This is a genomic window from Streptomyces sp. NPDC002537, assembly GCF_053594975.1.
Genome location: NZ_JBSFWT010000010.1, coordinates 90,099 through 110,371, shown reverse-complemented (window position 1 = coordinate 110,371; position 20,273 = coordinate 90,099). Strand labels below are relative to the sequence as shown.

Annotated in this window: 20 protein-coding genes; 13 read left to right on the top strand and 7 right to left on the bottom strand. The window is 70.5% G+C overall.

Annotated features, from left to right (window positions below; translation table 11 throughout):
- Positions 1 to 39 precede the first annotated feature (39 nt).
- A complete protein-coding gene (locus ACWD4A_RS07635; protein WP_451190612.1) occupies positions 40 to 1,377 on the top strand; it encodes an MFS transporter in 1,338 nt (445 codons plus the stop codon).
- A 147-nt stretch (positions 1,378 to 1,524) separates the two neighbouring features.
- Here ACWD4A_RS07635 and ACWD4A_RS07630 read toward each other — a convergent pair whose 3' ends face one another.
- Positions 1,525 to 2,691, bottom strand: a complete 1,167-nt coding sequence (locus ACWD4A_RS07630; RefSeq protein WP_451190610.1) for a helix-turn-helix domain-containing protein — start codon at positions 2,689 to 2,691, stop codon at positions 1,525 to 1,527.
- Between the two features lie 72 nt (positions 2,692 to 2,763).
- On the opposite strand from ACWD4A_RS07630, the gene ACWD4A_RS07625 reads away from it, so the two are divergent.
- Positions 2,764 to 2,991 carry a hypothetical protein gene (locus ACWD4A_RS07625; RefSeq protein WP_451190608.1) on the top strand — a complete coding sequence of 76 codons (228 nt, stop codon included), beginning with the start codon at positions 2,764 to 2,766 and terminating at the stop codon, positions 2,989 to 2,991.
- A gap of 184 nt (positions 2,992 to 3,175) precedes the next feature.
- On the opposite strand, the gene ACWD4A_RS07620 is transcribed toward ACWD4A_RS07625, so the two are convergent.
- Positions 3,176 to 3,406, bottom strand: coding sequence for a hypothetical protein (locus tag ACWD4A_RS07620; RefSeq protein WP_451190606.1), 231 nt, complete (start codon positions 3,404 to 3,406; stop codon positions 3,176 to 3,178).
- Positions 3,407 to 3,474: 68 nt separating this feature from the next.
- Here ACWD4A_RS07620 and map point away from each other — a divergent pair, with 68 nt between their 5' ends.
- Both map and ACWD4A_RS07610 read left to right on the top strand, forming a co-directional pair.
- Complete coding sequence (gene map, locus ACWD4A_RS07615) at positions 3,475 to 4,332, top strand: type I methionyl aminopeptidase (protein ID WP_451190604.1); 858 nt, start codon at positions 3,475 to 3,477, stop codon at positions 4,330 to 4,332.
- Between the two features lie 245 nt (positions 4,333 to 4,577).
- Entirely contained in the window at positions 4,578 to 5,240 is a 663-nt protein-coding gene (locus ACWD4A_RS07610) for a biliverdin-producing heme oxygenase (RefSeq protein ID WP_451190602.1), read from the top strand.
- 179 nt (positions 5,241 to 5,419) lie between these two features.
- Here ACWD4A_RS07610 and ACWD4A_RS07605 read toward each other — a convergent pair whose 3' ends face one another.
- Positions 5,420 to 7,018 (bottom strand): HtaA domain-containing protein, encoded by a 1,599-nt coding sequence (locus ACWD4A_RS07605; protein ID WP_451190600.1) that lies wholly within the window; start codon positions 7,016 to 7,018, stop codon positions 5,420 to 5,422.
- Positions 7,019 to 7,155: 137 nt separating this feature from the next.
- Positions 7,156 to 8,571 carry an HtaA domain-containing protein gene (locus ACWD4A_RS07600; protein WP_451190597.1) on the bottom strand — a complete coding sequence of 472 codons (1,416 nt, stop codon included), beginning with the start codon at positions 8,569 to 8,571 and terminating at the stop codon, positions 7,156 to 7,158.
- 132 nt (positions 8,572 to 8,703) lie between these two features.
- Between ACWD4A_RS07600 and ACWD4A_RS07595 the strand changes: the two genes are divergently transcribed.
- The 7 genes from ACWD4A_RS07595 (at position 8,704) to ACWD4A_RS07565 (ending at position 16,133) form a co-directional block, all read left to right on the top strand.
- Positions 8,704 to 9,732 (top strand): heme/hemin ABC transporter substrate-binding protein, encoded by a 1,029-nt coding sequence (locus tag ACWD4A_RS07595; protein WP_451190595.1) that lies wholly within the window; start codon positions 8,704 to 8,706, stop codon positions 9,730 to 9,732.
- Positions 9,733 to 9,742: 10 nt separating this feature from the next.
- Positions 9,743 to 10,822: a FecCD family ABC transporter permease gene (locus tag ACWD4A_RS07590; RefSeq protein WP_451190594.1), complete on the top strand. Its 1,080-nt coding sequence runs from the start codon at positions 9,743 to 9,745 to the stop codon at positions 10,820 to 10,822.
- Positions 10,822 to 11,667, top strand: coding sequence for a heme ABC transporter ATP-binding protein (locus ACWD4A_RS07585; RefSeq protein WP_451190592.1), 846 nt, complete (start codon positions 10,822 to 10,824; stop codon positions 11,665 to 11,667). Before ACWD4A_RS07590 ends, ACWD4A_RS07585 begins: the two co-directional genes overlap by 1 nt.
- A gap of 154 nt (positions 11,668 to 11,821) precedes the next feature.
- On the top strand, positions 11,822 to 12,952 hold the full coding sequence (efeO, locus tag ACWD4A_RS07580) for an iron uptake system protein EfeO (RefSeq protein ID WP_451190590.1): 1,131 nt from the start codon (positions 11,822 to 11,824) through the stop codon (positions 12,950 to 12,952).
- A gap of 14 nt (positions 12,953 to 12,966) precedes the next feature.
- Positions 12,967 to 14,253 carry an iron uptake transporter deferrochelatase/peroxidase subunit gene (gene efeB / locus ACWD4A_RS07575; protein WP_451190588.1) on the top strand — a complete coding sequence of 429 codons (1,287 nt, stop codon included), beginning with the start codon at positions 12,967 to 12,969 and terminating at the stop codon, positions 14,251 to 14,253.
- Positions 14,254 to 14,299: 46 nt separating this feature from the next.
- Positions 14,300 to 15,268, top strand: a complete 969-nt coding sequence (gene efeU, locus ACWD4A_RS07570; RefSeq protein ID WP_451190586.1) for an iron uptake transporter permease EfeU — start codon at positions 14,300 to 14,302, stop codon at positions 15,266 to 15,268.
- Positions 15,219 to 16,133 (top strand): hypothetical protein, encoded by a 915-nt coding sequence (locus ACWD4A_RS07565; protein WP_451190654.1) that lies wholly within the window; start codon positions 15,219 to 15,221, stop codon positions 16,131 to 16,133. The genes efeU and ACWD4A_RS07565 overlap by 50 nt, the downstream gene beginning before the upstream one ends.
- Positions 16,134 to 16,457: 324 nt before the next feature.
- Here ACWD4A_RS07565 and ACWD4A_RS07560 read toward each other — a convergent pair whose 3' ends face one another.
- Both ACWD4A_RS07560 and ACWD4A_RS07555 read right to left on the bottom strand, forming a co-directional pair.
- Positions 16,458 to 17,171, bottom strand: coding sequence for a bifunctional DNA primase/polymerase (locus ACWD4A_RS07560; RefSeq protein ID WP_451190585.1), 714 nt, complete (start codon positions 17,169 to 17,171; stop codon positions 16,458 to 16,460).
- 130 nt (positions 17,172 to 17,301) lie between these two features.
- The gene (locus ACWD4A_RS07555; protein ID WP_451190583.1) at positions 17,302 to 17,913 is read right to left on the bottom strand and encodes a TetR/AcrR family transcriptional regulator; all 612 of its coding nucleotides are present in this window, start codon (positions 17,911 to 17,913) and stop codon (positions 17,302 to 17,304) included.
- A gap of 117 nt (positions 17,914 to 18,030) precedes the next feature.
- On the opposite strand from ACWD4A_RS07555, the gene ACWD4A_RS07550 reads away from it, so the two are divergent.
- Entirely contained in the window at positions 18,031 to 18,210 is a 180-nt protein-coding gene (locus ACWD4A_RS07550; protein WP_451190581.1) for a DUF6243 family protein, read from the top strand.
- A gap of 151 nt (positions 18,211 to 18,361) precedes the next feature.
- Positions 18,362 to 19,198 (top strand): dimethylargininase, encoded by an 837-nt coding sequence (gene ddaH, locus ACWD4A_RS07545; RefSeq protein ID WP_451190580.1) that lies wholly within the window; start codon positions 18,362 to 18,364, stop codon positions 19,196 to 19,198.
- A 31-nt stretch (positions 19,199 to 19,229) separates the two neighbouring features.
- Here ddaH and ACWD4A_RS07540 read toward each other — a convergent pair whose 3' ends face one another.
- Positions 19,230 to 20,240 carry a small ribosomal subunit Rsm22 family protein gene (locus tag ACWD4A_RS07540; RefSeq protein ID WP_451190578.1) on the bottom strand — a complete coding sequence of 337 codons (1,011 nt, stop codon included), beginning with the start codon at positions 20,238 to 20,240 and terminating at the stop codon, positions 19,230 to 19,232.
- Positions 20,241 to 20,273: the final 33 nt, after the last annotated feature.

The following is a 20,273-nucleotide window of genomic DNA, read 5'->3' as shown; positions in this document are numbered from 1 at the left end:
GTTTGCCCCTGATCCGCCACTTATGGACCATGGGCTCCCGTGACTTCGCAAGACTCCTCCGATCCCCCCGGCCATACGGGCCCCGCCGTACCCCGCCGCAGCCTGCGTGCGCTGCTGCCCGACCTGACCCCCTGGCGCGCCTCCCGCGACTTCCGCCGGATGTGGCTGGCCGGGCTGGTGACGGTCTTCGGCACGTTCCTGACCTTCATCGCGGTACCGCTCCAGCTCAAGGAGCTGACGGGTTCGGCGCTCGCCGTCGGCGCGGTCGGCGCGGTCGAGCTCGTCCCGCTGATCGTCTTCGGCCTGTACGGCGGCGCGCTCGCCGACGCCATGGACCGCCGCAAGCTGATCCTCTGGACCGAGGCCGGGCTCGGTGTCCTGTCGGCGATCCTGCTGCTCAACACGCTGCTGCCGGAGCCGATGATCTGGCCGCTGTACGTGGTGGCGGCGCTGACCAGCGCGCTGAGCGGACTCCAGCGCCCGGCGATGCAGGCGATCGTGCCGCGCATCGTCGCGCACGAGCAACTGCCCGCGGCCATCGCCCTGAACTCGATGCGCTGGCAGCTCGGCGCGATCGCGGGCCCGTCCCTGGCCGGCCTGATCATCGCGTTCGCGGGCCTGCCCTGGGCATACGGACTGGACATCGCCTCGTACGCGATCTCCGGCGCACTGCTGCTGGGACTGGCCCCCTCCCCCGCCGCGCACGAGGCGGACAAGCCGTCGCTGAGCGGCATCCTGGAGGGCGCGCGCTACGCGTGGAGCCGCAAGGAACTGCTCGGCACGTACGCCATCGACATGGCGGCCATGCTGTTCGCGTTCCCCACCGCGATCTTCCCGTTCCTCGCGGACGACCTGGGGGCGCCCTGGGCGCTGGGTCTGATGTACGCGGCGGGCGCGGTCGGCTCCCTGGCGGTGAGCCTGACCAGCGGCTGGGTGTCCCGTATCCACCGGCACGGCCGGATGGTGGTGTTCGCGGCACTGGGCTGGGGCGCGGCCATGGCGGTCGCGGGCGGGATGCCGAACGTCTGGCTGGTGCTGCTGTTCCTGGCGGTGGCCGGCGGCTGCGACACGGTGAGCGGCCTCTTCCGCTCGGCGATCTGGGACCAGACGATCCCCGACGAACTGCGCGGCCGACTGGCGGGCATAGAGATGCTGTCGTACTCCCTGGGCCCCCAGATCGGCCAGGTCCGCGCGGGCGGCATGGCCTCCCTCACCAACGCGCGTACGTCGGTCTGGACGGGCGGCGTGGCATGCGTCGCCTCGGTGGGCCTGCTGGCCCTGGCCCTCCCGAAACTGATGGCATACGACGGCCGCACCGACGAACACGCGGTCCGCTTGCGAGCGAGGCGCGCGGCGGAGGTGGCGGAGGCCGCGTAGCACTGCGGTCGCGTTTCACTGTTTCCGCTACCCAGGGCCGCTGGGTAGCGCTGACCGCTTTGGTTGCTGTAGATGCCACCCCATGGCGCCGCCGGACCCGGCGGGGCGGCATCGAACGTCCACCGTGGAGACCCCTCAAATCCCGTTTTAATGGGCGCCCCGACAGGAAAGTTGCAGCGTTGCCGCGATCTCTCTTGCCAGGTCGGACAGCCAGCAGGGCGCGCTGGGAGCCCGGATGATTTCACGCAACGTCAACCGCAGACGGTGGCGGCTACGCCCAGAAGCCACAATTTCCAACATGGCCGAGATGGAGAGAAGTGTGGTTTCACATTCTCGCCACGCCTGCGCTGACGCGTACGCGGTGAGCAGGGCGACACTGTAATAGAGGTTTACCCGCCTATTGGTATCGCTGGCGACGGAGAGCTCCAGAGCACGCTGCAACTTCGGAACGGCCGCACTGGGTTCTCCACGAACCAGCAGCGCCTCGCCCTCGTGCCCCGTCAGTTCTCGGTCGTCGACCCACCACGTCCACGAAGGATCACGCGTGGTGATGGATTCCCCCAGTGCACTACGCGCTGCGGCGAACTCGTTCAAGGACGGCTGCCGCGCTCCCGTGATCGCCAGCGCCCTGGCTCTACGAATCCGCGCAAGCAGAGCCACTCGCGGCGGGGTGCGAGGATCGGAGAGGATCCCATCAGCAATTCGCAAAGCCTCACCCGGCCTGCCGTGTTCAATTCCATGCATTGCCAGCATATCCAGAGCGAACCACGCCATAGGCTTGTCTCCAGCATGGCGTGCGAGCATGTGTGATTCGAGAAACGCAGAGCGCGACTCTTCCTGCTGGTCGGCATCAAAAAGGAGCCACCCGGCGATTTCTGCGATTTCGGCCACGGTAGCCAGATACTCGACGAGCGACTCGTCCGGGATTTCGCCACTGTCGAGCTTCCCCTTGCCAACTCGCAAGACCTGCACGGCAGCTGATGCCACGCCGTCACCGCCGTACCGGTTGTCGTGTTCGAGCAAGTGGCCAATGGTGTCGCGGATGTGCTGGATGTCCGCCTCGCAGTTGCTCACGAAGCTCTGCCTACCTCCCGTCACCGGGGTAGTCAACGAATCCCCGGCGCCCAGAAGGCGTTCCAGCGCGGCGACCAGTTGCTCGGACGGCTGCTGTTTTCCGTTCAGCACCCTGGACAAGTACGCGGGATCGTAGTGGAGTGCGCGCGCTATGCCGCGCATCGTCAGGCCCTTGGCGTCCCAGACTCCCCAGCCCCGATGCGGCTGCCGCCAACTGGAACCGACCCGGAGCGGCGGCACCTACGTGCTGGTCGCAACGGCTCACGGTCTCAACTTCGTCCCCCGCCAACCGGAGGCCCAGGAGGTGGACGGGTGAGCGCTACCCCGAAGATCGCCATCGGCTCGTACGTCGTCGACGAGGCCCGAAAGACGGTCGCCCAAGTGGCGGGGCACGAAGGGCCCAACTACCAACTCTGCAGACCGCAAGGAGGAGTTGAGTGGGAGGCGAAGCCCGAGGATGTGCGTCCGGCAGCGCTCAGAGAAGAGCTGAGAGCCAAGCTCCAGGCCGCGAACGACGCATCGAGGCGGTGGGGTCCGTGAGCGCACACACCGTGATCCGTTTCGCCGGCTGGACGATCGGCCCCGAAACGGCACCGGCAGCCCCGCCGATCATTCACCGGTTCTATCGAGCCACCCTCGTGAGGTAACCAGCAGCAGAGGCAGACCCCGGACCCCGCCGACGCAGCGGGGTCCCGTTCTCACGCTCCGTAGCCGTAGGGAAGGGCTACTCCCCGGCCGTGCGGCCGGACTCGTCGTCGTTCCAGCGCGGGTCCTGCCGCCACTCCTCGTTGCGCTCGCGCGCCGTCTCCATCGCGTGGGAGGCCTCCTCCCGTGTCCCGTACGGGCCCATGCGGTCGGCGGCCCGGCATTCCGGTCCCTCCTCGACCACCCCGTGCTTGAGGCAGTAGTACCACTCCCCCGCCTTGCCGGCCGGGCGCCTCTTGAACAGTGCCATCAGGGTCTCCTTCGCTCGTCGCCTCTCGCCCTCATGGTCCCCGACGGGCCCTGGATACACTCGCTGATATGTCTGGCCAGTCGCTTCTCACGCCGGGGACGCTCTCCCCCCTCCGTTCCGTGCCCGCCTCGATCCCGCGGCCCGAGTACGTCGGCAAGGACTCCCCGACGCCGTACGACGGCCCGGAGGTCCAGAGTGCCGAAACGATCGAGCGGATGCGGATCGCGGGCCGCATCGCCGCGCGGGCGATGGAGGAGGCGGCCAAGCTCATCGCCCCGGGCGTGACGACGGACGAGCTGGACCGCGTCGCGCACGAGTACATGTGCGACCACGGCGCCTACCCGTCCACCCTCGGTTACCGCGGCTTCCCGAAGTCGCTGTGCGCCTCGGTGAACGAGGTGATCTGCCACGGCATCCCGGACTCGACCGTGCTGCGGGACGGCGACATCGTCAACCTCGACGTGACGGCCTTCATCGGCGGCGTGCACGGTGACAACAACGCCACCTACCTGTGCGGTGACGTGGACGAGGAGTCACGTCTGCTGGTCGAGCGGACCCGCGAGGCGCTCAACCGGGCGATCAAGGCGGTCAAGCCCGGCCGCCGGGTCAACATCATCGGCCGGGTCATCGAGTCCTACGCCAAGCGTTTCGGTTACGGCGTCGTCCGCGACTTCACCGGCCACGGCATCAACTCGTCCTTCCACTCCGGCCTGATCGTCCCGCACTACGACAGCCCGCACCACGACACCCTGATCCAGCCCGGCATGACCTTCACCATCGAGCCGATGCTGACCCTGGGGACCCACGAGTACGACATGTGGGAGGACGGCTGGACGGTCGTCACCAAGGACCGGAAGCGGACCGCGCAGTTCGAGCACACGCTGGTGGTGACGGACAGCGGGGCGGAGATCCTGACCCTGCCGTAGTCCGTGACCCTGTGACCCCGTGACCCCGTGACCGCGATCGTGATCACGAATCCCCCTGCATGAGCAGGGGGATTTTCTTTTTCGATCGAACGGAGGCCGGTCCGGAGCGGTAAGGTTTTACCGACAGCACGTCGGGAACCAATTGACTTAGGTAAGCCTAACTAGAGAGAATCGGGGCACGGCGGCACGCCTCCGCGTCCCCGTTCCCCATCGCTCCCCCGCCCCTCGGTCTCCGGAGGTCCGTTTTGGACGCGCCCGCCACCACTCCGTTCTCCACGCTGATCCGCACCGCCTCGCACGAACAGCACACGGAGGCCGAGAGCTCTTCGTTCATGAGCGACATGCTCGGTGGCAGGCTCGGCGTGAACGCCTACCGCCGCTACACCGAGCAGCTCTGGTTCGTCTACAGCGCCTTGGAGTCCGCCTCCGCCGCCCTGGCGGACGACCCGGTGGCGGGCCCCTTCATACGCCCCGAGCTGGCCCGCACCGCCGAGCTGGAGCGCGACCTCGCCCACATCGGCGGCCCCGACTGGCGTACGGGCCTCGCGCCGCTGCCCGCGACCGCCGCGTACGCCGCCCGCGTCGAGGAGTGCGCCCGCGACTGGCCCGCCGGCTACGTCGCCCACCACTACACCCGCTACCTGGGCGACCTCTCCGGCGGCCAGATCATCCGCGGTACCGCCGAAAAGACCTGGGGCTTCGCCCGCAAGGGCGACGGCGTGCGTTTCTATGTCTTCGAGGGCATCGGGAACCCGGCCGCGTTCAAGCGGGAGTATCGCGAGTTGCTGGATGCGCTGCCGGTCGATGATCTGGAGAAGCAGCGGGTGATTGATGAATGCAAGCGCGCTTTCGCGCTGAACACCGAGGTGTTCCATGCGCTGGGGCGGGAGTTCCCGCTGAGCGCGTAGTCGTTGCCGGGTGCGGGTGCGTACGGTGTGCGTACGCGTGGGTCCGTTGCCGCCTACGGCGGGAGCGGCCTGCGGCCGCGTCCTCAATCGCCGGACGGGCTGGATTGCGCGGGCCGATCTGCGCAAGAGAGCGCCGGGCGGGCTGAACTTCAGCTCGCCCGGCGCTTTTTGTGCATGCGTCAGTTCTGAGCCGTCGCCGTCCGGCGGCGGCGCGTCGCGTAGACGGCCGCGCCGCCCGCGACGACGAGGGCGGCAGCCCCGCCCAGGATCGGGCCGGTGGGCACGTCGGCGCCGGTGGAGGCCAGCGAGCCGGAGGCGGTGGTGTCGGTGGCCGTGCCGCCGGTGGTGGACCCACCCGTGGTGGAACCCCCCGTGGAGGCCGCGGTGTTGGTGGCAGTCGTGGTCGTGCTGGTGGTGCCGCCCGTCGTGCCCGTCTCAGAACCGGCGTCCGACGGGACGTCAGGGAGCTTGGCCTTGTCATCGGTGGCGACGGCGACCGTCACCGGGTCCAGGCTGTCGCCCGCCTTGTAGAACGAGTCCTGCTTGTAGACGAATGCCTTCGTACCGGCCTCCGTCAGCTTCGCCGGGGCAGCCGACAGCGCCACCACGCTGTCCTTGGGCTTCAGGGAATCGGTGACCTCAAAGGTGGCGAGCTCGACGTTCGAGGTGAGCTTGCCGTTGGACGTGACGTCGGCGATGATCTTTCCGGTCCTGCTGGCCACATTGACGTGGAAAGCGGAGAACTTCAGGTCCAGGTCGCCCCCGTGGGCCGTGAAGCGGACCGCGCCCTCGAACTTGACGTCGAGCGACGACTTCTCGGCGTTGTACTCGCCCTTCCCCTTCGGGAAGCGGTAGCCCCCCTTGAAGGACTTCGCGCCGTCGGAGACCTCGGCTTTTCCGCTCGTCCGGTCGATGTACTTGCGGAAGGACTCCTTCAGGCCCCAGTCGAGATTGCCGTCGACGAGCTTGCCGGGGGCGGGCTGCTGGGCGCCACCCGTCGCGTCCCCGCCGGTCTGGCCAGTGCCCTGGTCCTTCCCGCCCGCACCCCCGCTGGTCTGGGTGCCCTGGTCCTTCGTGCTCGTGTCCCCGTCGGTCTGGGTGCCCTGATCCTTCGTCTCCTTGCCTTCGTCCTTCTTCGGCTCGGCCGGGGCCGTCTTCAGCGCGAGGGTCGCGTCGTCGAACTGCTCGCCCTCCTTGTAGAAGGAGCTGCCCTTGTACGAGAAGACCTTCGCGCCCTCGGCGGTCACCTTCACAGGTATCTTCGCGAAGGTCATCGTGCCAGCCTTATCGGTGGCCCGGACACCCTTCATGTCGATTGCCGCGATCGCGACGTCGTCCCGGGTCTCGTCCCCGGACGTGACGTCGGCGGTGATGCTGCCCTTCTCGCCGCCCTCCGCAATCTTGACCTTCAAGTCGGAGAACTTGAGGTCGAGCTCCCCTCCGTGCCCAAGGAAGCGCACGCTTCCCTTGAACGTCGTGGAGGCGGCGTGGTGAGCGGTGTCGTACGATCCCTCGCCCTTCACGAAGGTGAAGGGGCCGTTCTTGGGGGCCTGCTTGGCGCCATCGTCCACCTTGATCTCTCCGCCGGACTTGCCGACGTAGCTCCGGAACGATTCCTTCACACCCCACTTGAGAGTGCCGCTCTTGACTACCAGTTGCTGCGCCCCCTCCGTCTGCGGTGCCTCCACCGCGAACGCGGGAGCGGACAGCGCCGTCGCCCCGAGGGCAGTCGCCGTGGCCAGTGCCGCGAGTGCGGCCCGGCGTGCGGTGACGGTCATGTGGGTTCTCCTAGTGGAAATTGAGGTAACTGGGATGAGAGTGCGGCATCCATGACATCAGGTGGCAGGGAGCCAGGAAAGGGCCGGGTCGGCCGTGCCGCGTGGGGGTACGGCACGGATGACGCCGAGGCGGGCGGTCAGTCCGCTGAAATGGAATCAGATTCGGAAGTCGCGCCCGCCGCCCGCCGCTTGCGGAGCACCAGGAGCGCGGCGGCCGCGGCCACCAGGACAGCAACACCCGTGGCGGCAACCGGAAGCACCGGGAAGGATCCCGACGAGTCCGACGGAGAGGCAACGGGGGCGGCCGACTCGGACGCGGCCGACGGGGCCGCCGACGGGGCGGCCTTGCCCAGGTCCGGCAGCGGCGGCAACTTGGCCTTGCCGTCGAGAGGGACCGCGAGCGAGACCGGGTCCATGTCCGCGCCCTCCTGATAGACGCCGCCGAACGCCTTCGCGCCCTCGGCGGTCAGCTTCGTCGGGGCCTCGGTGACGGCGGCGAGGCCGTCCTTCTCGGTCAGGCCGGACGCATCGAAGGTGACGAGGGGGAGGCCCTTGCCCGTGCCGTTCCCGTTGCCGGTCACATCGGCCGACAGCGTGCCCTTGCCGTCCTTCACCGCCACCTTGACCGCGCCGAGCGCGAGGTCGAGGTCCTTGCCGGTGAAGCGGAGGGTGCCCTCGAAGGACGCGTCAAGCGCCTTCTTCTCCGCGTCGTAGGCGCCCTTGCCCTTGGGGAAGCGGAAGAGTGCGCCGCCGTCCTGGGCGCCGTCGGTCAGTTTCCAGGAGCCCTGGGCGATCGAGCCGGTGACGTACTCCCGGAAGGTGCGCCGCACGCCCCAGTCGACGGCGGCCTCCGTGAACTCGCCCTTGGGTGGGGACGATTCCTCCGCCTTCACAGAGGGCGTGGCGCTGGGCGAGGGGCCGGCCGCGGACACCACGTCGGCCGCCAGGCTCAGGGGGTCGAGAGCCGTACCGGCCTTGTAGTAGCCGGCGAACGCCTTCTCGCCCTGGGCGGTGAGCGTGGCGGGGATGTTGTTGAGCGTGACGGCGCTGCCGCCGCCGCGCAGGTCGATTCCCGCGAGGTTCAGGGACGCGAAGGGCACCTGCTTGGCGTCGGTGACCTCGCCCGTGCCCTTGGCCTTGCTGAACACATCGGCGTAGAGCGTGCCGCTGCCGCCGGAGACGCGGACGGCCGGGCGGCTGAAGGTGAGGTCGAGTTCGTGGGAGCCGTCGGGCTTCTTGTGCCCGACGAAGTGCACCCCGCCCTGGAACGCCGCGTCGAAGGCACCGCTGCCGGAGTCGTACGAGCCCTTGGCGGAGTGGAAGCGGAACTGGCTTCCTCCCACCGTGGCGGCCCCGCCCTGGAGCTCCCAACTGCCCTGCGCGATCGGCCCGGTGACATAGCTCTGGAAGGAGGACTTGATGCCCCAGTCCAGCCGTCCCCCGGATACCTCGCGGGTCTCTGCCGCGTGTGCCACAGCCGTCGGGATCAGGGCTGCCAGCAGCGTCGCGAGGAGGGCGGCGACCGGGGCGCGGGCAGTTCTGGGCGGCAGCATGGAGGGGCCCCTTCCGGGCAGGTCGGCACATTTCGCCGCGCACAGACAGCAACGCATGGCGATTTAGGTAAGGCTAACCTAAGCTACATCCCATCAGGTCGGAAACCCCCGGCCGGAGCGAAAGGCGGAACCGTGCTTCAACGGCAGTCGGCGGGCAGGTCGATACGTACCCCGCGCCGCGTGGGCGTACTCGTCGCCCTGCTCACACTTTTCGCCGTTCTCACGGGCCTCACCGCTTGCTCGAAGGACGGCGGCGGCACCCCGCCGAAGCCTTCGGCTCCCGACCGCGTCGAACCCCTCACCGGCACGCCCCGCCCCCAACTCCCCGTCACCGTACGGTCGGCCGACGGCCGTGACGTGACCGTGAACGCCACGGACCGGATCGTTCCGCTCACCGGGGCGCTGTCCGAGATCGTGTTCACCCTCGGGCTCGGCGAGCGCGTCGTCGCGCGGGACATCACGGCCACCTTCGAGCAGGCACGGAAACTCCCCGTCGTGACCCGCGCGCACGACGTCTCGGCGGAGAGCGTGCTCTCGCTCAAGCCCACCCTCGTCCTCGCGGAGACCACCACCGGGCCCGCCACGGCGATCGACCAGATACGGGCCGCCGGGATCCCCCTCGTCGTGCTCGACCCGGCGAAGAAGCTGGCCGACGTCGGCCCGCGCATCGACAAGGTGGCCGCCGCCCTCGGCGTCCGCGCAGCCGGTGACGAGCTGCGCCGCCGTACCGAACAGCGCGTCATCACAGCCGAGAAGGGCATCCCGCAGGACGGGAAGAAGCCGCGGGTCGCCTTCCTCTACCTGCGCGGCTCGGCGTCCGTTTATCTCCTCGGCGGCGCGGGCTCCGGGGCCGATTCCCTGATGGAGGCGGCGGGCGGCGTCGACGCGGGCGAGGAGTCCGGGCTGAAGAAGGACTTCACGCCCATCACCAGCGAGGCACTGGCGAAGGCCGCGCCGGACGTCGTCCTCGTGATGAGCAAGGGCCTCGACTCGGTCGGCGGCGTGGACGGCCTGCTGAAGATCCCGGGCGTCGCCCAGACCCCCGCCGGGCTGGACCGCCGGATCGCTTCCGTCGACGACGGCGTCCTGCTGAACTTCGGGCCGCGCACCGACACCGTGCTCGCCTCCCTGATCGAGCAGATCCACCCGAAGGGCGCGTGACATGGCGCTGTTGACCAAGCCCCCCGGGCTCCGGTCCGCCGCCGAGGAGCGGCCCGCGCCCCGGCGCCGCGCCGGCGCGCTCCTCACCGTCGGCATGGCCGCGGCCCTCCTCGTCCTGTGCCTGCTCTCGGCTGGCATCGGCGCGTACGACATCCCGATCGGGGACGTCCTGGGCTCGGTGCTCCACCGCGCCGGCCTCGGCGGCAGCGCGCTGGACCGGGTCGGCGAGAGCGTGCTGTGGAACGTACGGCTGCCGCGCGTCGTGCTCGCGCTGCTCGTCGGCGCGTCGCTGGGCTGCGCGGGCGCGCTGATGCAGGGCGTGTTCGGCAACCCGCTCGCCGAGCCCGGCGTCATCGGCATCTCGGCGGGCGCGGCCGTCGGGGCGGTCGCCTCGATCGCCTTCGGGCTGAGCTTCCTCGGCAACTGGACGGTCACCGTCGGCGCGTTCGCGGGCGGGCTGCTGACCGTTCTGCTGGTCTATCTGCTGTCGCGGTCCGGCGGCCGTACCGAGGTGGTCACCCTCATCCTCACCGGCATCGCCGTGAACGCGTTCGCCGGTGCCCTCATCGGTCTGTGCATCTTCTTCGCCGACAACGCGCAGATCACCCAGATCACCTTCTGGCAGCTCGGCTCGCTCTCCCAGGCGACGTGGCCGAAAGTGATCGCCGTCCTGCCGTGCGCCCTGGCCGGGCTGGCCGTCGCGCCCTGGTACGCCCGGCAGCTGGACCTGCTCGCCCTCGGCGAGCGCCCCGCGCGCCATCTCGGGGTGGACGTCGAGCGGTTGCGCGGCACGCTGGTGCTGGTGGTCGCCCTGCTGACGGCGGCCGCGGTGGCCGTCGCCGGGATCATCACCTTCGTGGGGCTGCTGGTACCGCATCTGCTGCGCATGGCCGCGGGTCCGGGGCACCGCTTCCTCGTACCGGGCAGCGCCCTGGGCGGCGCGCTCGTCCTGGTCGCCGCCGACCTCGCCGCCCGCACGGTCGCCCAGCCCGCGGAACTCCCCCTGGGCGTGCTGACGGCACTCTTCGGCAGTCCGTTCTTCTTCTGGTTGCTGCGCAGGACCCGCCGCAAGCAAGGAGGTTGGGCCTGATGTGGTCGTTGTTCCGGTCGCGTACGCGGCATCTGCCGTTGCCCTCGCCCATCGGGACCGTGCGTGCCGAGGCCCGTGCCCTGCGGGTGCGGCTCGGGGCCCGTACCGTCCTGTCCGAGGTGGAGCTGTCCGTCGCCGGGGGCGAAGTGCTCGCGCTCGTCGGGCCGAACGGCGCCGGGAAGTCCACCCTGCTCGCCGCGCTCGCCTGCGACCTGCCCGCCGAGTCCGGCGAGGTGTGGATCGACGGGCGCCCGGCCGCCGCCTGGACGCCCGGCGAACTCGCGCTGCGCCGGGCCGTGCTGCCGCAGTCGGCGGAGCTGTCGTTCCCCTTTCCCGTCGAGGACGTCGTCCGGATGGGGCGCGCGCCCTGGGCCGGGACCGACGCGGAGGACGAGGACGACGAGGCCGTACGGGCCGCCATGGCCGCCACCGAGGTGTCCGGGTTCGCCGCCCGGCCGTTCGCCGCGCTGTCCGGCGGCGAGCGGGCCCGGGTCGCGCTGGCCCGCGTCCTCGCGCAGCGCACTTCGCTGCTGCTGCTCGACGAGCCGACCGCCGCACTGGACCTGCGCCACCAGGAACTGGTGCTGCGGATCTGCCGGCAGCGCGCCGCGGCGGGCGACGCGGTCGTGGTCGTCCTGCACGACCTGGGGCTCGCCGGCGCGTACGCGGACCGGGTCGCCGTGCTGCACGAGGGGCGGATCGCGGCGGAGGGTCCGCCGGACCGGGTCTTCGACGCGGAACTGCTCAGCCGCGTCTACCTGCAGCCGGTGGAGGTCATCGACCATCCGCGCACGGGAGAGCCTCTGGTGATCCCGAGACGGGAGGGCCACGGGTTTTCCCTATGAGTCCCTGTGAGTCCCTGTGAGAGCAGAATCACGCACCGGTTGGGGAACAGGGTAGGCAAGCCTCAGATAAGTTAGGGCGGCCTAATTAACCGAAATGTTTCGGCCATATTGGGCCACGTCCCGTTCCGTCCCCTCCGTAAGCCTGGAGCCCCGTATGCGAGTCCTCCGCTCCTCCGCCGTCACCGCCGTCGCGGCGGCAGCAGCCCTGACCGCCGTGTCCGGCTGTGCCGAGAAGTCGGACAGCAAGGGCTCGGACGCCGTCAACGTCACCGCCTCCGACGACAAGTGCGAGGTCTCCAGGACGTCCTTCCCGGCCGGGCACGTCAAGATCAACGTCCAGAACAAGGGCTCCAAGGTCACCGAGGTGTACGTCTACACCCCGGACGACCGGATCGTGACGGAGCGCGAGAACATAGGCCCCGGCACCAAGGCGGAGATCACCGCCACCATCAAGGCCGGTTCCTACGAGATCGCCTGCAAGCCCGGCATGAAGGGCGACGGCATCCGGCAGAAGATCACCGTGACCGGCGGCGGCGCGGAGAAGAAGAGCGACCCGGAGCTCGACAAGGCGGTCGCCGAGTACCGCAAGTACGCGCAGCAGCAGGCCGACGAGACGATCCCGGCGGCGCAGAAGTTCGCGGACGCGGTGAAGAGCGGCGACCTCGACGAGGCCAAGAAGACCTACGCCGCCTCCCGCGTCGGCTGGGAGCGCACCGAGCCGGTCGCGGAGTCCTTCGGTGACATCGACCCGAAGGTGGACGTCCGCGAGGACGGCCTGGAGAAGGACCAGAAGTGGACCGGCTGGCACAAGCTGGAGAAGTCCCTCTGGGACGACAAGAAGATCACCGATGACGACAAGAAGCTGGCCGACCAGCTGATGACCGACCTGAAGGACTGGCAGAAGCGCGTCGGCACCGCCGAGATCACCCCGACCAGCATGGCCAACGGCGCCAAGGAACTGCTCGACGAGGTGTACCGGAACAAGATCACCGGTGAGGAGGAGCGCTACAGCCACACCGACCTGGTCGACTTCGAGGGCAACGTCGACGGCGCCGAGAAGGCGTACGGCCTGCTGAAGCCGGTCGCCGCCAAGCACGACCCGGAGCTCGTCAAGGAGCTGGACAAGCAGTTCGAGGCGGTCAAGAAGACGCTCGGCGACTACCGCGAGGGCGACGGCTTCAAGTCGTACGACACCGTCGGCAAGGACGACCGCAAGAAGCTGTCCGACGTCGTCAACGCCCTCTCCGAGCCGCTGTCCAAGCTCGCCGCGGCCGTCGCGAAGTAACCGGGGAAAGATCCATGGAAGACAAGAAGACCGAAGAGCTGAAGACCCCGGACGAGCAGAAGGCCGCCGCGCCCTCGCGCCGGTCCGTGCTGGGCTGGGGCGGTGCCGGGCTCGCGCTCGGCGCGGCCGTGGCCGGTGGCACCACCGCGGCCGTGATGCGCAAGGACGACGCCGCTCCGGCGGCCGCCGCGGGCGACGCGGTGCCGTTCCACGGCGACCACCAGGCGGGCATCTCCACCGCCGTGCAGGACCGGCTGCACTTCGCGTCCTTCGACGTGACCACCACCGACCGTGCCGCGCTGGTCAAGCTGCTCCAGGAGTGGACGGCCGCCGCCGCGCGGATGACCGCGGGCCACGAGGTCGGCGACGGCGCGATCGGCGACAACGACGAGCTGCCGCCGGACGACACCGGCGAGGCCCTCGGGCTCAAGCCCTCCCGGCTGACCCTGACCTTCGGCGTCGGCCCCGGCCTCTTCGAGAAGGACGGCAAGGACCGCTTCGGCCTCAAGTCCCGCCGCCCCAAGGCCCTGATCGACCTGCCCGCCTTCCCCGGCGACAACCTCGACCCGGCCCGCAGCGGCGGCGACCTCTGCGTCCAGGCCTGCGCGGACGACCCCCAGGTCGCCGTGCACGCGATCCGCAACCTCGCCCGCATCGGCATGGGCCGGGTCGCGATCCGCTGGTCGCAGCTCGGCTTCGGCAAGACGTCCTCGACGACGCCCGACGCCCAGACACCGCGCAACATGCTGGGCTTCAAGGACGGCACCCGGAACATCGCGGGCACCGAGACCGACCGGCTCGGCAAGTACGTCTGGGTCGGCGAGAAGGACGGCCCCGACTGGATGGTCGGCGGCTCCTACCTCGTCGCCCGCCGCATCCGCATGCACATCGAGACCTGGGACCGCACCTCGCTCAAGGAGCAGGAGGACGTCTTCGGCCGCGACAAGGCGGAGGGCGCGCCGCAGGGCAAGCAGCGCGAGCACGACGAGCCCGACCTCAGGGCCATGAAGGACACCGCCCATGTGCGGCTGGCCCACCCGGACAGCAACAACGGCGTGACGATCCTGCGCCGCGGCTACTCCTTCACGGACGGCACGGACGGCCTGGGCCGGCTGGACGCGGGCCTGTTCTTCATCGCGTACCAGAAGGACGTACGGGACGGCTTCGTGCCGCTCCAGACGCGGCTCGCGGGCAAGGACGCCCTCAACGAGTACATCCAGCACGTGGGTTCGGCGGTCTTCGCCGTCCCTCCGGGCGTCCGCGGCAAGGACGACTGGTGGGGCAAGGCGCTCTTCGCGTGATCGACGTTTCGGCAGAGACAGAAACAGACACAGGAGGGGACGCCGTATGTTCGGCAACTACCTGATCGGCCTGCGCGAGGGGCTGGAGGCCAGCCTGGTCGTCTGCATCCTCGTCGCCTATCTGGTCAAGACGGGGCGCCGGGACGCGCTGCGCCCCGTGTGGCTCGGCATCGCCGTGGCCGTCCTGCTGAGCATGGGCTTCGGCGCGCTGCTGCAGTTCGGCTCGCGGAGCATGACGTTCAAGTCGCAGGAGATGCTGGGCGGCTCGCTGTCCGTCATCGCCGTCGGCCTGGTGACGTGGATGGTCTTCTGGATGCGGCGCACCGCACGGCACCTGAGGACGGAGCTGCACGGCAAGCTCGACGCGGCCCTCGCCATGGGCACGACGGCCCTGGTCGTCACGGCGTTCCTGGCGGTGGGCCGGGAGGGCCTGGAGACCGCGCTGTTCATCTGGACGGCCGTGCAGGCCACCGACGACGGGGTGCGACCGCTGGTCGGGGCGCTCCTCGGGCTGCTCACCGCGGTGGTCCTCGGCTGGCTGTTCTACCGGGGCGCACTGAAGATCAACCTGGCGAAGTTCTTCACCTGGACCGGCGGCATGCTGATCGTGGTGGCGGCGGGCGTGCTCGCGTACGGCTTCCACGACCTGCAGGAGGCCGACGTCCTGCCCGGTCTGGGGAACAAGGCGTTCGACGTCAGCGAGCAGATCCCGGTCGACAGCTGGTACGGCACCCTGCTCAAGGGCGTGTTCAACTTCCAGCCGGACCCGACCTGGCTCCAGGTCGCGGTGTGGGCGCTGTATCTGGTACCCACCCTCCTGGTCTTCTTCGCCCCGGGTAGGGTGGCGCCGAACCGAGCAGCCACCAAGGAGTCGAAGCCCCATGAGACGCCGGCAGTCCCATCGGCCGCCGACCGTTCCGGCAGTGCTGACGGTGTCCGCGCTGCTGCTGACGGCGACCGGGTGCATGACGGTGCACGGGGAACGGGAGATCATCCCGTCGGTGGACAGGGCTGAGGCCCCCAAGGTCCTCCGGAAGTTCACGGAGGGCTACAACGAGGCGTACCGCAAGCTCGACCGGGGCGTCATCGCCAAGGTCGAGAGCGGTCCGCTCGCCGAGATCGGCAACGCCGACATGACCACGCAGAACGCGGTGACGCCGGGCGGCAACCCGAAGTATCCGCCGCTCGTTCTCGACGACGCCCGGTTCACCATCCCCAAGCAGGCGGGCTGGCCCAAGTTCTTCGTGGCCGACACCCGCAGCAACCGCGACGGCAACCGCTGGTTCGTGGTGTTCCTGCGGGACGGGGTGAAGGAGCCCTGGCGGGCGGGCTATCTGTCGATCCTCAGCCCCGACAAGGTGCCGGCGTTCGTCACCGACAAGGACGGCTACGCGGAGGCCGTGCCGGCCGCCAAGGGCAAGGGCCAGGACCCTGAACTGGCCCTGGCGCCGGACGCGGTGAGCGCCGCGTACACCGACTTCCTGCGGACCGGCGGCGGTTCGGCCTTCGCGCCGGGTCCCCGGACCACGGGGATGCGCGAGGAGCGCGACAAGCTCAAGCGGACGCCGACGTTCTGGACGGAGTTCATCGACACCCCCGAGCCGGCCGACGGCTTCCCCGCGGTGGCGCTGCGCGTCGAGGGCGGTGGCGCGCTGGCGTTCTTCTCCGCGCACCACCGCGAACGGCGCACGATGGCACAGGGCCTGCGGCCCGCCGTCACGGACCCCCGGATGAAGGCCCTGCTGACGGGCGACCTCAACCGGTCGGTGACGTACACGAAGGTCTCGGAGTCGGCGGTCCGCATACCGCCCGCCACGTCGGACGACCGGGTCGTCTTCCTCAACCGCATCGAGAGCGTGACGGCCGTGAAGGCCGATTGATCCCACCCCTATGGGTGCGGGCCCGTGGCCTCCCCCAGCCTTCGGCCGGGGGGACCCCCAGCGGCGGGGGCGGCCTGCGGCCGCGTCCTCAAACGCCGGACGGGCTGGATTTGCAGGCGTAGCCCGCAACCTGCGGGCCGCAAGCCTGCGGGCCGCAGGACAAAGAACCACGGTCCGCGAAATTCAGCCCGTCCGGCGTTTGAGGACAACGCGGCGAAGCCGTGTTGCGGGGTCCGGGGCGCAGCCCCGAACAGGGGGGCTGGGGGCTTGCCCCCAGTTCGGGAAGGGGCGGGGAGGGGAACAAGCCCGCCGCAGGCGACGCGGTCAGCGGCCGATCGGCCACGCCTCCGACTCATGGTGCGCAACCTGCGCACACGCATCCGTAAGAGCTTCAAGCAGCGACAGCGGATCCGGCAACGCCCGCTCCGCCCCGTACAGCCAGGCCACCTGCCCGTCGGCGGGCAGCCGCGCCGGCGGCAGCAGTACATAGCTGCCGCGGCAGTGCCACCGCAGCCCGGGATGCTCGTCCAGCGTCTCGGGGTGGCAGTCCAGCTCGCACGGCCACCACTCGTCCTCGTCGTCGGGCGTGCCGCGCGTGGCCGTGAAGAAGAGCATGCGGTCGGGGGTGACCGTGGCGACCGGGCCGACCTCGACCCCGGCCGCCTCCAGCCGGTCCAGGGCCTTGCGGCCCGCTTCCGCCGGTACGTCGAGGACGTCGTGCGCGATGCCGGTGGCGGTGATGAAGTTGGCCTCAGGCTGGGCGCGCAGCCACTTGGTGACCTGTTCCGCGTCGGTGGTGGCGAGGGTCTGCCAGGCGAAGGAGATGGGGTGGCGGGCCGGCGTCGGACAGCCGATGCGCTCACAGGAACAGCCGTACCCCGAGGGGTGCGCGGCCGGGGCCAGCGGGAAGCCCGCCGCAGCCGCGGCCAGGAGCAGTTCTTCGCGGGCGGCCGCCGAGGCCGCTCCGGTACCCGTATCGCCGCCCGCTCCGCTCCTGGGGCGACGCAGCCACTGGGAGAACCTGCTCTTGCGTTCCATCTATCCCCTCACTTCGACCGCGGTCTCCGCTCAATGCTGCCACCATCCTGCGCCTGGTGTGACCGTCGGACCTATCCAGGTGGTGTGAGACGGGCCGCTCACGCTGTCGGCGGCGCCGTGTCCTGCGCGTTCAGCGCGGGGCGAGGCCGCGCAGCGCGAGCTCGACCACGGTGTCCGCATAGGCGTGGGTGAGCGGCAGGGTGCGGTTGTGCCAGCGGTGGAAGAGGGGGCCGACGAGGAGTTCGAGGGCGATGCGGAGGTCGACGTCCTCGGCGACCTGCCCGGCCCGCTGTGCCGCCCGCAGCCTGCGGACGTACGCCTGGAGCTGGGGTTCGAGGACCTTCTCGACGAGCGCCCGGCCGAGTTCGGGGTCGTTCTGCGTCTCGGCGGACAGGGCGCGGGTCGCGGCGGCGAGGCGCTCGTCGACGAGTTCGTCCACGGTGGCCCGCAGCACGGTCTTGAGGTCGGCTTCGAGGTCGCCGGTGTCGGGGAGTTCGACCTCGTCGGCGCTGTCGACGCCGTCGGGCACGCAGGCCTCGAAAAGCACCGCCGCCTTGGAGGGCCACCAGCGGTAGATCGTCTGCTTGCCGACGCCCGCGCGGGCGGCGATGGCCTCGATGGTGAGCTTGCCGAATCCGACTTCCCCGACCAGTTCGAGGGCCGCGTCGAGGATCGCGCGGCGGGAGCGCTCGCTGCGGCGGCTGACGTCGGGGCTCTTCGGGGCGGGTGTCTGCTGGGACATGGCCGCATCCTAGCGAGGAACAAGGCGAGACGTATCGTCTTGACAAGACGTCGCGTCTCGTTCAGCCTTACGAGTGAAGCGAGACGCAGCGTCTCGCCAAATCGGGAGGAGAACCCCATGAGCCGAGGCAATACGGGCGGCATGCTCGGGGTCGGCGGCACCCGCAGCAACCTCTCCCGCGCCGCCCTCCGCGGCGACCGCGCGGGCCGCGCCGGAAGCGGCACGGACCCGAACGCCCAGAAGCGGGAACTGCTGCGGAAGTTGCGCGAAGGACGGAGCGGGACCAACGGCGCGTGAGGGGACCGAGGGACGGCCCCGGGCCACCGGCGCTGCAGAGGGTCACGGGTAAACCACCCGTACGGTTCATGCGCCAACCCCCTTGGAGCGAGGACGATTTGGGCACGTGCGGTACCCCGCACGTGCCCTTCTCCACCGTGAGGAGCCTTCCTTGCGTACCGCACCACCTGCCGCTGCCGTCGCGCGGCGGACCGTCACCCCGCGGCGCTATCTGATGTGCCCGCCGGTGCACTTCAGGGTCACCTACTCCATCAACCCCTGGATGGATCCCGCCAAGCCGGTCGACCTGCCCCTCGCCCTCGCCCAGTGGGAGGATCTGCGCGACCGGTACCTCGCCCTCGGGCACACCGTCGAGGTGCTGGACCCACGGCCCGGCCTCCCCGACATGGTCTACGCGGCGAACGGCGCCACCGTCGTCGGCGGCCGGGTGCTGGGCGCCCGGTTCGCGCATCCCGAGCGGGCCGCCGAGGCCGCCGTCCACGCGGAGTGGTTCCGCGCGCACGGCTACCGGGACGTGCTCGAACCGGAGCACATCAACGAGGGCGAGGGGGACTTCGCCGTCACCGCCTCCTGGCTGCTCGCCGGGCGCGGCTTCCGCAGCAGCCCGCTCTCGCACCCCGAGGCCCAGGAGTTCTTCGGGCGCCCGGTGATCGGGCTCGATCTCGTCGACCCCCGCTACTACCACCTGGACACCGCCCTGTCCGTGCTCGACGGCGACGAGGTCATGTACTACCCCGGCGCCTTCTCCCCCGGCAGCCGGGCCGTGCTGGAACGGCTCTTCCCGGACGCGCTCGTCGCCACCGAGGAGGACGCCTCGGCGCTGGGGCTGAACGCGGTGTCCGACGGCCGCCATGTGCTGCTGCCGCAGGCGGCCGTGGGCCTCTTCGCGCCGCTGCGGGCCCGGGGCTTCGAGCCGGTCGGGCTGGACCTCGGGGAGCTGCTCAAGGGGGGCGGCAGCGTGAAGTGCTGCACCCAGGAGCTGCGCTGAACCGGCCGGGGAATCCCCCGAGTTAGGGGGGTCAGCCCTCCTCGGGCGGCCAGGTGTCGCCCCAGTCCGTGTCGCGCGCCGTCCGGTAGAGCGGGCCGTGCCGCTTGGTCACCGTCTCGCGGGTCAGTCCGCCCTCGGGGACACACAGGTCCAGGAGGACCTGCCCCTTGCGGATCTGCGGCTTGCGCACGACCCGGGCGGGCGCGGCCGGCACGTCGGCGTCGCGCACCGCGGCCACGTACGAGAACTTCTCGTCCTCGTACGGCAGTGAGCCGCCCTTGACCTGCCGGTGCAGCGAGGAGCGGCTCACCCGGGCGGAGAAGTGGCACCAGTCCGCGCCCGGTTCGATCGGGCAGGCGGCGCTGTGCGGGCAGGGGGCGACCACCCGGAAGCCGGCCGCGACCAGCCGGTCGCGGGCCTCGATGACGCGGAGGTAGCCGTCCGGGGTGCCCGGTTCGATCAGGACGACGGCGCGGGCGGCGCGGGCCGCCTCGTCCGTCACGGCCCGGCGGTCCGCGTCGGTGAGCTCGCCCAGCACGTAGGAGACGGTCACCAGGTCCGTGCCGTCGGGGATCGTGAGCGCACCGCCGATGGTCTGCCGCCGCCACTCGGCGGCGCGCAGCGCCTCGTCCTCCGCGCCCCGGGCCAGCTCGGCACCGAGCGCGAGGGCGGGCTCCGCCCAGTCGAACACGGTGGTCCGCCGCTCGTGCCCCGCCCAGGCGGCGGCCACCGCCCAGCTCGCGGCGCCCGTGCCGCCGCCGACATCCACGTGCGTGGCGGGCACCCACTCCGGCAGCCGGTCCCGGAACGCCTCCAGCACGGACCGCACGGCCTCGAAGGTCGCGGGCATCCGGTACGCGGCGTACGCGACCACGTCGGAGCGGTCGCGCAGCACCGGCGTGTGCGTCGGGGTGCGCCCCCGGTAGTTGGCGATCAGCCGCTCGACGGCCTGGCTCGCCTGCCGCGGCGGCAGCCCGTCGAGGACCGCGGCGAGCGAGGCGCGCAGGTTCTCGCCGGTGGAGAAGGAGTGGGGGGCGTGCATGGAGCGAAGTTTATTCGCCCGTGCCAGGGGCCT

Excerpts from the sequence above, each read along its gene's own strand:
- ACWD4A_RS07605 (WP_451190600.1), bottom strand. The coding sequence starts at position 7,018 with ATGACCGTCACCGCACGCCGGGCCGCACTCGCGGCACTGGCCACGGCG.
- ACWD4A_RS07550 (WP_451190581.1), top strand. The coding sequence starts at position 18,031 with ATGAGCCGAGGCAATACGGGCGGCATGCTCGGGGTCGGCGGCACCCGC.
- ACWD4A_RS07540 (WP_451190578.1), bottom strand. The coding sequence starts at position 20,240 with ATGCACGCCCCCCACTCCTTCTCCACCGGCGAGAACCTGCGCGCCTCG.
- ACWD4A_RS07585 (WP_451190592.1), top strand. The coding sequence starts at position 10,822 with ATGTGGTCGTTGTTCCGGTCGCGTACGCGGCATCTGCCGTTGCCCTCG.
- map (WP_451190604.1), top strand. The coding sequence starts at position 3,475 with ATGTCTGGCCAGTCGCTTCTCACGCCGGGGACGCTCTCCCCCCTCCGT.
- efeB (WP_451190588.1), top strand. The coding sequence starts at position 12,967 with ATGGAAGACAAGAAGACCGAAGAGCTGAAGACCCCGGACGAGCAGAAG.
- efeU (WP_451190586.1), top strand. The coding sequence starts at position 14,300 with ATGTTCGGCAACTACCTGATCGGCCTGCGCGAGGGGCTGGAGGCCAGC.
- ACWD4A_RS07620 (WP_451190606.1), bottom strand. The coding sequence starts at position 3,406 with ATGGCACTGTTCAAGAGGCGCCCGGCCGGCAAGGCGGGGGAGTGGTAC.
- ACWD4A_RS07560 (WP_451190585.1), bottom strand. The coding sequence starts at position 17,171 with ATGGAACGCAAGAGCAGGTTCTCCCAGTGGCTGCGTCGCCCCAGGAGC.
- ACWD4A_RS07600 (WP_451190597.1), bottom strand. The coding sequence starts at position 8,571 with ATGCTGCCGCCCAGAACTGCCCGCGCCCCGGTCGCCGCCCTCCTCGCG.
- efeO (WP_451190590.1), top strand. The coding sequence starts at position 11,822 with ATGCGAGTCCTCCGCTCCTCCGCCGTCACCGCCGTCGCGGCGGCAGCA.
- ACWD4A_RS07555 (WP_451190583.1), bottom strand. The coding sequence starts at position 17,913 with ATGTCCCAGCAGACACCCGCCCCGAAGAGCCCCGACGTCAGCCGCCGC.
- ACWD4A_RS07565 (WP_451190654.1), top strand. The coding sequence starts at position 15,219 with ATGACGGTGCACGGGGAACGGGAGATCATCCCGTCGGTGGACAGGGCT.